The 17,192-nt window shown below is 65.2% G+C and carries 7 protein-coding genes; 5 read left to right on the forward strand and 2 right to left on the reverse strand.

The features are described from left to right. The first annotated feature begins 27 nt into the window (after positions 1–27). Positions 28–10,905 carry a YDG domain-containing protein gene (locus C8C92_RS13545; RefSeq protein WP_165829431.1) on the forward strand — a complete coding sequence of 3,626 codons (10,878 nt, stop codon included), beginning with the start codon at positions 28–30 and terminating at the stop codon, positions 10,903–10,905. Positions 10,906–10,912: 7 nt separating this feature from the next. Continuing rightward, positions 10,913–12,607 carry a ShlB/FhaC/HecB family hemolysin secretion/activation protein gene (locus C8C92_RS13550; protein WP_116744209.1) on the forward strand — a complete coding sequence of 565 codons (1,695 nt, stop codon included), beginning with the start codon at positions 10,913–10,915 and terminating at the stop codon, positions 12,605–12,607. 123 nt (positions 12,608–12,730) lie between these two features. Here the strand turns inward: C8C92_RS13550 and C8C92_RS13555 are convergent, their stop codons facing one another. Beyond that, a complete protein-coding gene (locus C8C92_RS13555) occupies positions 12,731–13,531 on the reverse strand; it encodes an alpha/beta hydrolase (RefSeq protein ID WP_116744210.1) in 801 nt (266 codons plus the stop codon). Further along, the gene (locus C8C92_RS13560) at positions 13,528–14,544 is read right to left on the reverse strand and encodes a M14 family zinc carboxypeptidase (RefSeq protein WP_116744211.1); all 1,017 of its coding nucleotides are present in this window, start codon (positions 14,542–14,544) and stop codon (positions 13,528–13,530) included. The genes C8C92_RS13555 and C8C92_RS13560 overlap by 4 nt, the downstream gene beginning before the upstream one ends. A 209-nt stretch (positions 14,545–14,753) precedes the next feature. Between C8C92_RS13560 and C8C92_RS13565 the strand changes: the two genes are divergently transcribed. From C8C92_RS13565 to C8C92_RS13575, 3 genes are read left to right on the forward strand one after another with little or no spacing between them, the layout of a single operon-like run. Then, entirely contained in the window at positions 14,754–15,494 is a 741-nt protein-coding gene (locus C8C92_RS13565) for a hypothetical protein (RefSeq protein WP_116744212.1), read from the forward strand. Next, entirely contained in the window at positions 15,491–16,066 is a 576-nt protein-coding gene (locus C8C92_RS13570) for an RNA polymerase sigma factor (protein WP_116744213.1), read from the forward strand. Before C8C92_RS13565 ends, C8C92_RS13570 begins: the two co-directional genes overlap by 4 nt. A gap of 8 nt (positions 16,067–16,074) precedes the next feature. Further along, on the forward strand, positions 16,075–17,049 hold the full coding sequence (locus tag C8C92_RS13575; protein WP_116744214.1) for a FecR domain-containing protein: 975 nt from the start codon (positions 16,075–16,077) through the stop codon (positions 17,047–17,049). The last annotated feature ends 143 nt before the right edge of the window (positions 17,050–17,192 follow it).

Here is a 17,192-nt window from a genome sequence, read left to right on the forward strand (position 1 = left end):
CCAGGGAAAATCACCATGCATGCTTCCATGAACAGAATCTATCGACTCGTCTGGAGTCATGTCCACCAAACCTGGGTGGCCGTCCACGAACGCGCCAGGGGCAAGGGAAAGTCGGCCAATCGCCGCCTCATCGCCAGCGTGTTGCTGGCGGCCTCACACTCGGCCATGGCGGGGCCGACCGGCGGCCAGGTTACCGCCGGCAACGGCACCATCAACCAGAACGGCGCCACCACCACGGTGACGCAAGCGAGCCAGAACCTGTCACTGAACTGGCAGTCGTTCAATACCAGCAGCGGCGAGACGGTCAATTTTGTCCAGCCCTCGGCCAGCGCCATTGCCGTCAACCGCATCGGCGGCAATAGCGCCACCCAATTCTACGGTGCGCTCAACGCCAACGGCCAGGTTTATCTGATCAATCCGAATGGCGTGCTGTTTGGCGCCGGATCGCAGATCAACGTCGGTGGCCTGGTGGCGTCGACGCTCGACACCGGCGACGCCGGCCTGGGCGGCGCCACGCGCCGATTCACGGGCAGCGGCACCGGCAGCATCATCAACCAGGGTGCCATCAATACCGGCAAGGGCGGTTATGTTGCCTTCATCGGCAATCAGGTCAGTAATTCGGGGACGATCAACGCCAGGGCGGGGACGGTGGCGCTGGGTGCGGGCAGCGATGTCACGCTGTCATTCTCCGGCGATAGCCTGGTTCAACTGCAAGTGAACCAGAGCACGCTGAACAATCTGGCTGAAAATGGCGGTCTGATCAATGCCGACGGCGGCGCGGTATGGCTGTCGGCCGGCGCCAGGGATACCGTTCTGGCCAGCGTGGTCAACAACACGGGTATTATTCAGGCGCGCAGTGTCGAGCAAGTCGGCGGCACCATTGTGCTGGGGGCGGGCAGCGCGGGCACGGCCACCAACAGCGGCACGCTCGACGCCGCCGGCGCCACTGGCGGCACCGTGAAAGTGCTCGGTGGCGCGGTCACGCTGGCGGCAGGCAGTTTGATTGATGTGTCGGGCGCTGGCGGCGGCGGTACGGCGCTGATCGGCGGCAATTTCCTCGGCGCCGGCCCCGAGCAGAATGCGCACACCACCACGGTTCAGGCGGGCGCAGCGATCAAGGCCGATGCCATCAACACCGGCAATGGCGGCAATGTCGCGGTATGGTCCGACAAGGTCACGCAATTCGACGGCAGCATCACGGCGCGTGGGGGCAGCACTGCCGGCAATGGCGGCCAGGTGGAAACGTCGGGCAAGCGCCTCAATATCAGCGCCAGCGCTTCGGTCAATACGGCGGCGCCCCATGGCGCGGCAGGCAACTGGTTGCTCGACCCCGATGATATTACGATAGGCAATGGCAGTATATGGGGCAATTCGGCAGGCATCAATGTCGACACGCGCGTTCTGACGAATGCGCTCAATAACGGCAACGTGACCATCAAGACCACCGCATCTTCGGCCAGTTGCACGGGCACGCCGTGTACTGGAACGTCTGGCAATGGCGATATCATCGTGCTCGATGCGATTGGCTCGGCGACGGACTATGATCATGGCAATGCGGGCATTAATTGGGAAAACGGTAACAACACGCTCACGCTAAGCGCTTATCGCGACATTCATTTCAAATTAACCAATAATGTGATTTATCCAGGCGACCCCACCGGCGGGACGATTGGCGGGCTCATCTTGGTTAACGGCGCCGGGAGTGTTGTACTGAGGGCAGACAATACTGCCACGGGTACAGGCACGGTCACTTTTGACGATGCTAGTCAAAATTTTGTTTACTTGACTGATAGTGCAAGCACCCTCTCCATCTATTACAATCCAAGCAGCTATAGCATGCCGACGGACTATAGCGCTTACCTGCTCAGTGACCCCAGCCAGCTGACTGCCTATATGGCCATCAATGTGAGCGGCTCGGCTGCCTCAAAAATCTATGATGGCCTCGCGACGACCAGCGTATCAGCTTTGACTTCCCTGTTGACCATGCCGACCGGATTGACGCTCAATACCGCCAGTGCGCAGGGTACCTTTGCCGACAAGAATGCCGGCAGCGGCAAAACCGTGACCATCACCGGCGTGACCGCCACCGGCAGCGGTGCCGTCACCAGTACCGCCAGCGATGGCGCCACCGTCGTTAGCTACAACGGCGACAAGTACTTCATCAATGGTCTCGACAGCATGACCGCCACGATCACGGCCAAAACCATCAACCTCACCGGCCTGACGGCCAACAGCAAAACCTATGATGGCACCACTTCGGCCACCCTCTCTGGCAGCGCCAGTGTCGCCGCCGGTATCGTCAACGGCGACAGCGTCACGCTTGGTACCGGTAGCGCCACCTTTGCCGATGCCAATGCCGACGTTGGCAAGGCAGTTACCGTCACCGGCTATACGCTGAGCGGTATCGATGCTGGCAACTACGTGGTCACCCAGCCGAGCGGGCTGACCGCCACCATCAACAAAGCTGATCTGACCTTGGCGGGCAGCAAAACCTACGATGGCGCCACCACGGTGGCTGGCAGCACCTTGTCGGCGACCGGCGTGGCCGGCCAGACCTTCACCGTCACCGGGGCCGGTGACGCCTCGAATTTAAGCAGCAAGAACGTGCAAAGCGGCGCGGCACTTGCCAGCACCACGGGCTTGAGCCTGGGCAGCAGCAGCAACGGCGGCCTGGCCAGCAACTACAATGCGATTGGCGTGGCCGGCAGCAGTTACACCGTGACCGCCAAGGGCATCACGCTGACCGGCATCAGCGCGCTCGATAAAATTTACGACGCCACCACCACGGCCGCGCTCAACACTGCGGGTGTGGCGTACTCGGGCCTGGTCGGCGGTGACTCGGTGTCGCTGGCAGGCATCGGCACCGGCAGTTTTGTGACGAAGAACGTCGGTGTCAACAAGACCGTGACGGTGAGCGGCTATACGCTGTCGGGCGCCGACGCCGGCAATTACGTGGTCACCCAGCCGACCGGCCTGACGGCCAGCGTCAGCAAGGCCAGCCTGGCCGTATCGGGCATTGCGGCCGCCAATAAAACCTATGACGCCACCACCGGCGCCACCCTGAGTGGCACGGCCGCCGTGAGCGCACTGGGCAGCGACATTGTGTCGGTGGCCGGTACCGGTGCCGGCAGCTTTGCCGATGCCAATGCCGACAGCAACAAGGCGGTCAGCGTGACCGGCTACACGCTCATTGGCGTTGACGCCGGCAACTACAACCTGGTGCAGCCGGCCGGCGTGAGCGCCACCATCAACAAGGCTGATGTCATCCTGGCCGGCAGTAAAACCTACGACGGCGCCACGTCGGTGGCGGGCAGCACCTTGACGGCGACCGGCGTGGCCGGGCAGACCTTCAGCGTCACCGGGGCCGGTGACGCCTCGAATTTAAGCAGCAAGAACGTGCAAAGCGGTGCGGCGCTTGCCAGCACCACGGGCCTGAACCTGGGCGGCAGCAGCAATGGCGGCCTGGCCAGCAACTACAACGCGATTGGCGTCGCTGGCAGCAGTTACACGGTGACTGCCAAGGGCCTGACGCTGACCGGTATCAGCGCGCTCGATAAAATTTACGACGCCACTACCACGGCCGCGCTCAACACGGCGGGCGTGGCGTACTCGGGCCTGGTCGGCGGTGACTCGGTGTCGCTGGCAGGCATCGGCACGGGCAGTTTTGTGACGAAGAACGTCGGTGTCAACAAGACCGTGACGGTGAGCGGCTATACGCTGTCGGGTGCCGACGCCGGCAATTACGTGGTCACCCAGCCGACCGGCCTGACGGCCAGCGTCAGCAAGGCCAGCCTGGCCGTATCGGGCATTGCGGCCGCCAATAAAACCTATGACGCCACCACCGGCGCGGCCCTGAGCGGCACGGCCGTCGTGGCGGCCCTGGGCAGCGACAGTGTGTCGGTGGCGGGCACCGGTGCCGGCAGCTTTGCCGACGCCAATGCCGACGTTGGCAAGGCCGTTACCGTCACCGGCTATACGCTGGGCGGGCTTGACGCCGGCAACTACAACCTGGTGCAGCCGGCCGGCGTGAGCGCCACCATCAACAAGGCTGATGTCATCGTGTCCGGCAGTAAAACCTACGATGGCGCCACGTCGGTGGCGGGCAGCACCTTGACGGCGACCGGCGTAGCCGGCCAGACCTTCACCGTCACCGGGGCCGGTAACGCCTCGAACTTGAGCAGCAAGAGCGTGCAAAGCGGCGCGGCGCTTGCCAGCGCCACGGGCCTGAGCCTGGGCAGCAGCAGCAACGGCGGCCTGGCCAGCAACTACAACGCGATTGGCGTGGCCGGCAGCAGTTACACCGTGACCGCCAAGGGCATCACGCTGACCGGCATCAGCGCGCTCGATAAAATTTACGACGCCACCACCACGGCCGCGCTCAACACGGCGGGCGTGGCGTACTCGGGCCTGGTCGGCGGTGACTCGGTGTCGCTGGCAGGCAGCGGTACGGGCAGTTTTGTGACGAAGAACGTCGGTGTCAACAAGACCGTGACGGTGAGCGGCTATACGCTGTCGGGCGCCGACGCCGGCAATTACGTGGTCACCCAGCCGACCGGCCTGACGGCCAGCGTCAGCAAGGCCAGCCTGGCCGTGTCGGGCATTAGCGCCGCCAACAAGACCTATGACGCCACCACCGGCGCCACCCTGAGCGGCACGGCCGCCGTGAGCGCGCTGGGCAGCGACAGTGTGTCGGTGGCGGGCACCGGTGCCGGCAGCTTTGCCGACGCCAATGCCGACGTTGGCAAGGCCGTTACCGTCACCGGCTATACGCTGGGCGGGCTTGACGCCGGCAACTACAACCTGGTGCAGCCGGCCGGCGTGAGCGCCACCATCAACAAGGCTGATGTCATCGTGTCCGGCAGTAAAACCTACGATGGCGCCACGTCGGTGGCGGGCGGCACGCTGACGGCGACCGGCGTGGCCGGACAGACCTTCAGCGTCACGGGCGCCGGCGACGCGTCGAATTTAAGCAGCAAGAATGTGCAAAGCGGCGCGGCGCTTGCCAGCGCCACGGGCTTGAGCCTGGGCAGCAGCAGCAATGGCGGCCTGGCCAGCAACTACAACGCGATTGGCGTCGCTGGCAGCAGTTACACGGTGACTGCCAAGGGCCTGACGCTGACCGGTATCAGCGCGCTCGATAAAATTTACGACGCCACTACCACGGCCACGCTCAACACCACCAACGTGGCGTACTCGGGCCTGGTTGGCGGTGACTCGGTGTCGCTGGCCGGCAGCGGCACGGGCAGTTTTGTGACGAAGAACGTCGGTGTCAACAAGACCGTGACGGTGAGCGGCTATACGCTGTCGGGTGCCGACGCCGGCAATTACGTGGTCACCCAGCCGACCGGCCTGACGGCCAGCGTCAGCAAGGCCAGCCTGGCCGTATCGGGCATTAGCGCCGCCAACAAGACCTATGACGCCAGCACCGGCGCGACCCTGAGCGGCACCGCTGCGGTTAGCGCGCTGGGTAGCGACAGTGTGTCGGTGGCGGGCACCGGTGCCGGCAGCTTTGCCGACGCCAATGCCGACGTTGGCAAGGCCGTTACCGTCACCGGCTATACGCTGGGCGGGCTTGACGCCGGCAACTACAACCTGGTGCAGCCGGCCGGCGTGAGCGCCACCATAAACAAGGCTGATCTGACCTTGGCGGGCACCAAAACCTATGACGGCGCCACGTCGGTGGCGGGCAGCACGCTGACGGCGACCGGCGTGGCCGGACAGCAGTTCAGTGTTACGGGCGCCGGCGACGCGTCGAATTTAAGCAGCAAGAACGTGCAAAGCGGCGCGGCGCTTGCCAGCACCACGGGCCTGAACCTGGGCAGCAGCAGCAACGGCGGCCTGGCCAGCAACTACAACGCGATTGGCGTCGCTGGCAGCAGTTACACGGTGACCGCCAAAGGCATCACGCTGACCGGCATCAGCGCGCTTGATAAAATTTACGACGCCACTACCACGGCCGCGCTCAACACGGCGGGCGTGGCGTACTCGGGCCTGGTCGGCGGTGATTCGGTGTCGCTGGCCGGCAGCGGCACGGGCAGTTTTGCGAATAAGGACGCCGGCGTGAACAAGGCGGTGACCGTGAGCGGCTATACGCTGTCCGGCGTCGACGCCGGCAATTACGTGGTGACGCAACCGAGCGGCTTGACGGCGACCATCAACAAAGCCAGCCTGGCCGTATCGGGCATCGCCGCCGCCGATAAAACCTATGACGCCACCACCGGCGCGGCCCTGAGCGGCACGGCCGCCGTCAGCGCCCTGGGCAGCGACAGCGTGTCGGTCACGGGGGCGGGCGTGGGCAGCTTTGCGGACAAGAACGCCGGCGCCAACAAGGCGGTCAGCGTGAGCGGCTACACCCTGGCCGGGCTGGACGCCGGCAACTACGTGGTCGAGCAACCGGGCGGCCTGACGGCGACCATCAACAAGGCCAGCCTGGCCGTATCGGGCATCGCCGCCGTCGATAAAACCTATGACGCCACCACCGGCGCGGCCCTGAGTGGCACGGCCGCCGTGGCGGCACTGGGTAGCGACAGCGTGTCGGTAACGGGGGCGGGCGTGGGCAGCTTTGCGGACAAGAACGCCGGCGCCAACAAGGCGGTGACCGTGAGCGGCTATACCCTGGCCGGGCTTGACGCCGGCAACTACGAGGTCGAGCAACCGGGCGGCCTGACGGCGACCATCAACAAGGCCAGCCTGGCAGTATCGGGCATCGCCGCCGTCGATAAAACCTATGATGCTACCACCGGCGCGGCCCTGAGCGGCACCGCCGTCGTGGCGGCCCTGGGCAGCGACAGCGTGTCGGTAACGGGCGCGGGCGTGGGCAGCTTTGCGGACAAGAACGCCGGTACCAACAAGGCGGTGACCGTGAGCGGCTACACCCTGGCCGGGCTGGACGCCGGCAACTATGAGGTCGAGCAACCGGGCGGCTTGACGGCAACCATCAACAAGGCCAGCCTGGCCGTATCGGGCATTGCCGCCGTCGATAAAACCTATGACGCCACCACTGGCGCGGCCCTGAGCGGCACGGCCGCCGTCAGCGCCCTGGGCAGCGACAGCGTGTCGGTCACGGGCGCGGGCGTAGGCAGCTTTACGGACAAGAACGCCGGTACCAACAAGGCGGTGACCGTGAGCGGCTACACCCTGGCCGGGCTTGACGCCGGCAACTACGTGGTCGAGCAACCGGGCGGCCTGACGGCGACCATCAACAAAGCCAGCCTGGCCGTATCGGGCATCGCCGCCGTCGATAAAACCTATGACGCCACCACCGGCGCGGCCCTGAGTGGCACGGCCGCCGTGGCGGCACTGGGCAGCGACAGCGTGTCGGTAACGGGGGCGGGCGTGGGCAGCTTTGCGGACAAGAACGCCGGCGCCAACAAGGCGGTGACCGTGAGCGGCTACACCCTGGCCGGGCTTGACGCCGGCAACTACGTGGTCGAGCAACCGAGCGGCTTGACGGCGACCATCAACAAGGCCAGCCTGGCCGTATCGGGCATTGCCGCCGTCGATAAAACCTATGACGCCACCACCGGCGCGGCCCTGAGTGGCACGGCCGCCGTCAGCGCCCTGGGCAGCGACAGCGTGTCGGTCACGGGGGCGGGCGTGGGCAGCTTTGCGGACAAGAACGCCGGCGCCAACAAGGCGGTCAGCGTGAGCGGCTACACCCTGGCCGGGCTGGACGCCGGCAACTACGTGGTCGAGCAACCGAGCGGCCTGACGGCGACCATCAACAAGGCCAGCCTGGCCGTATCGGGCATCGCCGCCGTCGATAAAACCTATGACGCCACCACCGGCGCGGCCCTGAGTGGCACGGCCGCCGTGGCGGCACTGGGTAGCGACAGCGTGTCGGTAACGGGGGCGGGCGTGAGCAGCTTTGCGGACAAGAACGCCGGCGCCAACAAGGCGGTGACCGTGAGCGGCTACACCCTGGCCGGGCTTGACGCCGGCAACTACGTGGTCGAGCAACCGAGCGGCTTGACGGCGACCATCAACAAGGCCAGCCTGGCCGTATCGGGCATTGCCGCCGTCGATAAAACCTATGACGCCACCACCGGCGCGGCCCTGAGTGGCACGGCCGCCGTGGCGGCACTGGGTAGCGACAGCGTGTCGGTGATTGGCGCCGGTGTGGGCAGCTTTGCGGACAAGAACGCCGGCGCCAACAAGGCGGTCAGCGTGAGCGGCTACACCCTGGCCGGGCTGGACGCCGGCAACTACGAGGTCGAGCAACCGGGCGGCCTGACGGCGACCATCAACAAGGCCAGCCTGGCCGTATCGGGCATTGCCGCCGTCGATAAAACCTATGACGCCACCACCGGCGCGGCCCTGAGTGGCACCGCCGTCGTCAGCGTCCTGGGCAGCGACAGCGTGTCGGTAACGGGGGCGGGCGTGGGCAGCTTTGCGGACAAGAACGCCGGTACCAACAAGGCGGTCAGCGTGAGCGGCTACACCCTGGCCGGGCTGGACGCCGGCAACTATGAGGTCGAGCAACCGGGCGGCTTGACGGCAACCATCAACAAGGCCAGCCTGGCCGTATCGGGCATTGCCGCCGTCGATAAAACCTATGACGCCACCACCGGCGCGGCCCTGAGCGGCACGGCCGTCATCAGCGCCCTGGGTAGCGACAGCGTGTCGGTGATTGGCGCCGGTGTGGGCAGCTTTGCGGACAAGAACGCTGGCGCCAACAAGGCGGTGACCGTGAGCGGCTACACCCTGGCCGGGCTGGACGCCGGCAACTACGTGGTCGAGCAACCGGGCGGCCTGACGGCGACCATCAACAAGGCCAGCCTGGCCGTATCGGGCATCGCCGCCGTCGATAAAACTTATGACGCCACCACCGGCGCGGCCCTGAGTGGCACGGCCGTCGTGGCGGCCCTGGGCAGCGACAGCGTGTCGGTAACGGGGGCGGGCGTGGGCAGCTTTGCGGACAAGAACGCCGGCGCCAACAAGGCGGTCAGCGTGAGCGGCTACACCCTGGCCGGGCTGGACGCCGGCAACTATGAGGTCGAGCAACCGGGCGGCTTGACGGCAACCATCAACAAGGCCAGCCTGGCCGTATCGGGCATCGCCGCCGTCGATAAAACTTATGACGCCACCACCGGCGCGGCCCTGAGTGGCACGGCCGTCGTGGCGGCCCTGGGCAGCGACAGCGTGTCGGTCACGGGGGCAGGTGTGGGCAGCTTTGCGGACAAGAACGCCGGCGCCAACAAGGCGGTCAGCGTGAGCGGCTACACCCTGGCCGGGCTGGATGCCGGCAACTACGTGGTCGAGCAACCGGGCGGCTTGACGGCGACCATCAACAAGGCCAGCCTGGCCGTATCGGGTATCGCCGCCGTCGATAAAACCTATGACGCCACCACTGGCGTGGCCCTGAGCGGCACGGCTGCCGTGGCGGCCCTGGGCAGCGACAGCGTGTCGGTAACGGGGGCAGGCGTGGGCAGCTTTGCGGACAAGAACGCCGGCGTGAACAAGGCGGTGAGCGTGAGCGGCTACACCTTGGCCGGGCTGGATGCCGGCAACTACGTGGTGACGCAACCGGGCGGCTTGACGGCGACCATCAACAAGGCCAGCCTGGCCGTATCGGGCATTGCCGCCGTCGATAAAACCTATGACGCCACCACCGGCGCGGCCCTGAGCGGCACGGCCGCCGTGGCGGCACTGGGTAGCGACAGCGTGTCGGTGATTGGCGCCGGTGTGGGCAGCTTTGCGGACAAGAACGCTGGCGCCAACAAGGCCGTGACCGTGAGCGGCTACACCCTGGCCGGGCTGGACGCCGGCAACTACGTGGTCGAGCAACCGGGCGGCCTGACGGCGACCATCAACAAGGCCAGCCTGGCCGTATCGGGCATTGCCGCCGTCGATAAAACCTATGACGCCACCACCGGCGCGGCCCTGAGCGGCACGGCTGCAGTGGCGGCCCTGGGCAGCGACAGCGTGTCGGTCACGGGCGCGGGCGTGGGCAGCTTTGCGGACAAGAACGCCGGTACCAACAAGGCGGTGACCGTGAGCGGCTACACCCTGGCCGGGCTGGACGCCGGCAACTATGAGGTCGAGCAACCGGGCGGCTTGACGGCAACCATCAACAAGGCCAGCCTGGCCGTATCGGGCATCGCCGCCGTCGATAAAACTTATGACGCCACCACCGGCGCGGCCCTGAGTGGCACGGCCGCCGTGGCGGCCCTGGGCAGCGACAGCGTGTCGGTCACGGGCGCGGGCGTGGGCAGCTTTGCGGACAAGAACGCCGGTGCCAACAAGGCGGTGACCGTGAGCGGCTACACCCTGGCCGGGCTGGATGCCGGCAACTATGTGGTGACGCAACCGAGCGCCCTGACGGCGAGCATTGCCCGTGCAGCGCTGACGGTCAGTGGCATCACTGCAGCCGATAAAGCTTTCGACGGTAGCACTGCCGCCACAGTCAGCACCGCCAATGCGACGCTGGCAGGCAGGTTTGCTTCGGATGACATCACACTGGCGTCGATTGGCCAGTTTTCCGACGCCGCCGCTGGTGTTGGCAAGACGGTCAATCTGAGCAGCACTTATGGTGGTGCCGATATCGGCAATTACATCGTTACCGGACAAGCACAGGCAATCGCCAGTATCACGGGAGGGCCTGTCGTTGTGCCCGACACGCCGGTGCAGCAAGTTCAGAGCGCGGTGACGCAAATGCAGTCGTCCTTGCTGCCGCCGCAAGCCTTGGCGCAATCGCAAGTATTGAGCCTGTCCACGACCTTGGTGGTGCAGCAGCTGACTGACTCCGGCAGCAGTAGCAACAGCGACAGTAATGAGCGCTCGAAAGAAACGATGGGCCTGCCGTTGATCAATACTGCGACAGGATTTGGCACGCCCGCGCCGCTCCTGAAAATTCAAAATGGCGGCATGCAATTGCCGCTCGTTGCTACCAGCAGCAAAGAGTGAAGACTATATGAATACCCTATCCAAACAGCCTTTCCTGATGAAACCCTTGTTCGCCGCGTTGTTGCTTGCGTCGCTGGAGGCCCAAGCCGCTGGTCAGCAAGTGCCTCCCAACGCCGGATCGATTCTGCAACAATTGCAACCACCAATTCCCAAGGCGGCGCAACCGACGGCGCCGATCCTTGAAGTGCAGCCGAAAATCGACGTCGGCATGCCGCCTTCGCAGCCGTTCCACGTGAGCAAATTGCGTATCACAGGCAATACTGCATTTGCTACAGCAACGCTGCATGCATTGATTGCCGATCAGGAAGGTAAAAATCTGACGCTGGCGCAACTCGAAGAGCTCGCAGGGCGCATTACCGCATACTATCAGGCTCACGGATTTCCAATTACACGGGCCATCATTCCGGTGCAGTCGATTACCGACGGCGTCGTTATTATCCAGGTTGTCGAGGCGCACTATGACAACGTCCGGCTCAAGAATCAAAGCGAGGTGAGCGATGATTTACTCCAGGCCTTTCTGAAGCCCCTCGCTACAGGAAAGTTAATTGTCGATGACGAACTCAACAATGCTTTGCTGTTGCTGTCGGACGTGCCAGGCGTGGGCGTGAATGCGGTGCTCAAACCGGGAGCGGCCACCGGTACGTCCGACATCGATATCGAGACGCGGTACATTCCGGCGACGCTGGCTAACTTGTCGCTGGATAACTACGGTAACCGCTATATCGGCCGCACGCGCCTGAGCGGCAATATCAATATTGTCAATCCATTCCATGCCGGTGACATACTGAGCGCCAACATGACCACCACCGGCGAAGGCATGAATTATCTCCGGGCGGCATATGACACGCTGCTCAACGGTCAGGGGACCCGGATCGGCACCGCATATTCTGCACTGCGTTACAAGCTCGGCAGCACTGCCCGCGCCCTTGATGCGAATGGCACTGCGGCAGTCGGCAGCCTGTGGGTAAGACATCCATTGATTCGTACCAGGCAATATAACCTCTATGCCCAACTGCAATATGAAGCCAAGACGCTGCATGATCGCGTCGATCTCACCGGCATCCGTACTGACCGGCAGCTCAGTAACTGGATAGCCAGTATCAACGCTGATTATCGCGACAGCCTGCTGGCAGGCGGCATGAGCACAGGATCGCTGAGTTGGACTAGCGGACGTACCAGTTTTGACGATGCCGCCGCCGCCGCATCGGATGCCGCGACCGCGCGTTCGAGCGGTACATTCTCGAAGTGGAATGTCAATCTCGCCCGCTTGCAGGGACTGACGCCGCGCGACTCGCTGTATCTCAGTTTTAGCGGGCAATGGGCAGACCGCAATCTGGATTCCGCCGAGAAGATGGCCATTGGCGGCCCTTATACTGTCCGTGCTTATGACATCGGTGCGCTTTCAGGCGACACCGGCTATGCCGCCAGTGCGGAAATACGCCATGAGTTGGGACGGCTGTTGTCAGGATCATGGCAGGCGCAGGTGTTTATCGACAATGCTTATGTCAAGGTCAACCGCCAGCCTTGGGCCGTGACTGTGAACAGTGCGACCTTGTCCGGCGCCGGTGTCGGCCTGAGCTGGGTCGGCCCCGACCTGTGGCGCGCGAGTGCTTCCGTGGCAACCCGCGTGGGTGCGGTGCCTGCGCTGTTGTCCCGGCAGTCGTCGGCGCATGCCTGGCTGCTCGTAAGCAAGGCATTCTGATCGGACAAACGGCCAGGTCAGACAATGACCTGGCCGCCATCCTTGGCTGAGCGCCTATCCCCCAGCAGAAGGCGCGCCTGCGTGAAAAAAGCCGTGATGCATGAGTCATACAAGGCGCAACGCTCAGTTGTTGTCAGCAGCGGGCGCAATGTTGCCTGGCTGTGGGGCCATTTTCCCCAGCCATTGCACCAGCGTGTCCGCCACCCAATCGCCATCGTCCAGCGGCAAGTCGTGGCCGGCGTCGGGGTGGAGCATGCAGGCGGCGTCCCATGCCTGCGCCAGTTGCTGCGAGCAGCGGTGGTCGACCAGGCGGTCGCGTGCGCCGGCCAGGATCAGCACGGGCATGGCGGGGCGGCGGTCAGGCGCGCGGTAGCGGGCGGCCGACAGTAGCTGGCGCAGCGCGTTGCGCCGGCTGACCGGGTATTCCTGCTGGTAGCTTAACCAATCGGCCAGCAGCGCGGAATTGCCATGGGCATTCCTGCGGCTCGTCAGGCGCAATATCAGCGCTTCCTGGCTACTTTTGTCGCCCAGCAGCAGTTGGCGCAGCAGCGCGCCATAGTTTTGCCAGCGCAGGCGCCGGTAAAACGGATTGAACGGCCGCATGCTGGTGTTGATCAGCACGCATAACGCGACTTCCTGCGGATAGCGCTGCGCCCATTCGACCGCCACCATGCCGCCCAGCGACAGGGCCAGCAGGCGGTAGGGCGGCGCGATGCCACGTTCGGATACATCCTGGCGGCAAAATTCCACCATCTCGGCCACCCGCGTGGGGCTGTCCATGGCGTGCCGCTCGCCATTGCCGGGCAAGTCGGGCGTGACGATGGCCGCGCCGGGCAGCGATTGCGCCAGCCGGGCAGGAAAGCCGCCCCAGTGGCGCTGTTCGCGCATCAGGCCGCGCAATAAAATCCAGGTGGGCGGCGTCATGACTCATACCATTGCGCCAGCGCGCGCCGGCGCTGCGCCTTGCGCAGCAAGCCTTCCGGCATCCAGCGGCCGTGGCTGCTGGCGGCGCGCATGAGGAAATCGAACCACACCAGATGCCGCCGCAGCACGCGCTGCAGCCGGTGCGCGGCCGTGGGATTGAAGATGCTGACCCGGTTGAACAGCTGGCGCGGGTTTTTCTTGACCCATAGCCACGAGCCCATCTCCAGGGTCAGCGGCAGGAAAACGCGTCCGCTGTAGCTGGTGCCGTTCAGGTACAGATAGTCCCACAGGTCGCCATGCGTGCGGTATTGCCGGCTTTGCGGCTCGAACACATAGTTGTGGTTCGGATAGCTTTGGCTGAACAGTTCTTCCAGCGCGCCGATCTCGGCCAGATGTTCGATTGGCACCTTGGTGTGGGCGTGGGGAAACCAGATACGGTCGCGCAAGCCGAAGCCGGAATGGCAATCGAGGGCGATGCTGAACTGGCGCGACAGCAATTCGCGCTCGACGAGGTCGCACACGGCGGCGCTTTCCACCTCCATCGCCGCGTCTGGCGCGCCGCGGTACCAGGGCAGGCGGGCGCTGTAGCGCTGGCCACCGAGCATGAACGGCACTTTTTCGCGTGCGCTCAGCGGCGCGTTGCGCATCAGGTCCACGCCGCGCGGATTGCAGCGCGTGGCTTGCCACATGCCGCCCGGATTGACCAGCGGCATGAACACGAGGCGCATGCTTTCCAGCTGCTGGTGCAAGGTGGCGTCCCAGCGCAGGCGCGCGATCAGGCTTTCCAAAAAGGAGAGCAGCACTTGCGTGCCGATGCGTTCAAGGCCGTGGATGCCGCCGAAAAAGCCCAGCACGGGAACGTCGGGGCTGGGATTGCCCATGGCAATCGTGTACACGGGAAACTCGCGCCCATCCATGGCGATGCTGCAGGGCGCGGCCACTTCCAGGTGGCTGCCGCCCTCGTCGATGAGGCGCTTCAGCATGACCAGCTCGGGCAGATTCTTTTCGATCATCAGGCGTCTGAAAGGGAAAGTGACAGCCAGTGTAGCCGAAATACGCGGCGCGCCCGACGTCCCGCATGGCGAAATTTATGCATGACAAGCATGTCACGAAGCCGTCATGTTTGCTGTGTAGGCTATTGCAGTTGACGCAAGAATTGTTACTTGGCAAGGCCCCGTTTCCACGCAGTTCCACCCTCACACGATAGCGACACGATAGCGATATGACAGGCAGCCCGGCATCCGTGCATGTGCTTGCGCTGGCGGGATACCTGGTACTGCTGGGTTTCCTGACCGCGGTGGGGCCCGTGCGGGCGCAACCGGCCGAAGGCCCGGTGCTGCAGTTCGATATCGCCGCGCAAAATCTTGGCGATGCGCTCGACCAGTACAGCCGCCGCACGGGTATCGCCGTACTGATGGACCAGCGCCATGCGCAGCGCCAGTCGGCCGCCGTGCGCGGCGCGTATGCGGCAGGCGCGGCCCTGCAAGCCTTGCTGGAGGGCACGGGCCTGCAATCGCGGCTGTCCGACGCGCAAGCCGTCATCGTGTATGCCCCGGTCGGTGTCGTCGCAACTGCTGCCGACTTGCCGCAGCCCGCCGTGGTGGCCGCCGCCGATATTCCCGGCGCCACGCAGGGCGGCAGCGACCATGCGGCCTATGTGAGCCGGCTGCAGCATGTGCTGCTGGGACTGTTGTGCCGCGCGGCGCAGACGCGTCCCGGCGGCTACCGCCTGGCGCTGCAGCTGTATCTGAACCGCGCCGGCGTGGTGGACCGCGTGCACCTGCTCGACAGCACGGGACTGCGCGCGCGCGACACGGCCATCGCGCGCCTGGTGCTGGGCATGCGAGTGGGCGCGGGACCCTCGCCGTCGATGCCGCAGCCCGTCTCCATCCTGCTGCTGCCGCAAGGGCCGGGCAGCGAAGTCGATTGCGGCCCCAAGACAGCGGGTAGAAACGCGCCATGAGCATGCCCGACCTGCGCACCAAGCTGAAACGCCACCTCAGTTCGCGCTACGCCGTGCTGCGCTGGCGCCTCGAAAGGGTGGTCGGCTGCAAGCACAATGCGGCCGATGCGCTGCAGGAAACCTGGCTGCGCCTCGAAGCGATGGTGGCGCCCGGCCCCGCCGCCGCGCCCGTCCACAATCCCGACGCCTATCTGCTGCGCATGGCGGCAAATATCGCCACCGATGCCTACCGCCGCGACCGCATCATCGTCACCGAGCGCGAACGCGAAGAGCTGATGCACATGGCCGACGAGGCCGGCGACGATATCAGCGACCCGGCCCGCATCGTCTCGGCGCGGCTCGATGTGCAGGCGCTCGACGCGGCGCTGGCCGGCCTGTCGCCACGCCGCCGCGCCATCCTGACGGCGGCGCGCATCGACGGCATGCTCAATGCGGACATTGCCGAACGCTTCGGCATTTCCGTGGCGATGGTGAAAAAAGAATTGCAGGCCGCCATGCAACACTGTAAAACGTGCATGGCCGACGCCGATGCCGCCCAGCGCAGCGATGTGTCGGGCCGCCGTAAATATTGATGAATCTGATGACTGCTCCTGACCGCGATCCACGCGACCCTCTAGAACATACCGACACTGCCATCGGCCAGCAAGCCGCTGCCTGGTGGGCGCGGCTGCGTGCCGACGATTTTACGCGGGCCGACGCCGACGCCTTGCGCGCCTGGTGCGCGCGCAGCCCCGACCATGCGCGCGCCTGGCGCGAGCTTCAACAAGTATGGCAGGCGCTCGACCCCGCCTTGACCCGCGCCGCCGCTGCGCCGCAGGGGAAAAACGTGCTGGCGTTCCCGGCGCGCCCCGGACGCCGTGCTTTCCTCGGTGGCGCGCTGGCGGCCGGCGTGGCCGTGCTGGCCTTGCGCCCGCCGCTGGGCGCCTGGCCGTCGCTGCAGGAGCTGAGCGCCGACTTCCGCACGGGCACGGGGGAGCAGCGGCAAGTGGCCCTGTCGCAGCAGATGTCAGTGCAAATGAATACGCAGACGCGCATCAATGTGCGCGCCCCCGAGTCGATCGAACTGCTGGGTGGCGAGGCGGAAATCCTCGCCAGCGGCGCGCGCCAGCCCGTGTCGGTGCTGGCGGGGGCGGGGCGCATGCTGGCGCAGTCGGCCCGCTTCAATGTGCGCCACACGGACGCCGCCGTCTGCGTCACCTGCCTGGCGGGCGCCGTGGAAGTCGTCTGGCAGCAGCGGCGCCAGACCCTCGATGCCGGGCAGCAACTGGTGTACGACGAGCGGGGCGTGCAGGCGGCCACGGCCGCACCAAAGGGTGAGGCCAGTGCATGGCGCACGGGTGCGCTGTCGTTTGTCGGCAAGCCGCTGGCCGACGTGGTCGATGAAATCAACCGCTACCGGCCCGGCCGGGTGGTACTGCGCAATGCCGAGCTGGGCCGGCGCCTGGTGCGCATGCGTTTTTCCATCGGGCAAACCGATGGCGCGCTGGCGATGATACGCGACCTGTACGGCGCGCAAATGACCAGTTTGCCAGGCGGCATCGTGCTGCTCAGCTGATCCCGTGTTTCCCTTTGGCAGGCTTATTTAAAAATATTTTTCAAAAACATTATCCCTTCCGGCATCGAGCTACGTCATGGAGGCATGGACGCCTGCGCCACCGCCAGGCTCCGTTCCCTACTCTCTAGCCAGGAAACCATTGC

It is taken from the genome of Janthinobacterium sp. 78 (assembly GCF_003096775.1).
Lineage (GTDB): Bacteria > Pseudomonadota > Gammaproteobacteria > Burkholderiales > Burkholderiaceae_D > Janthinobacterium > Janthinobacterium tructae.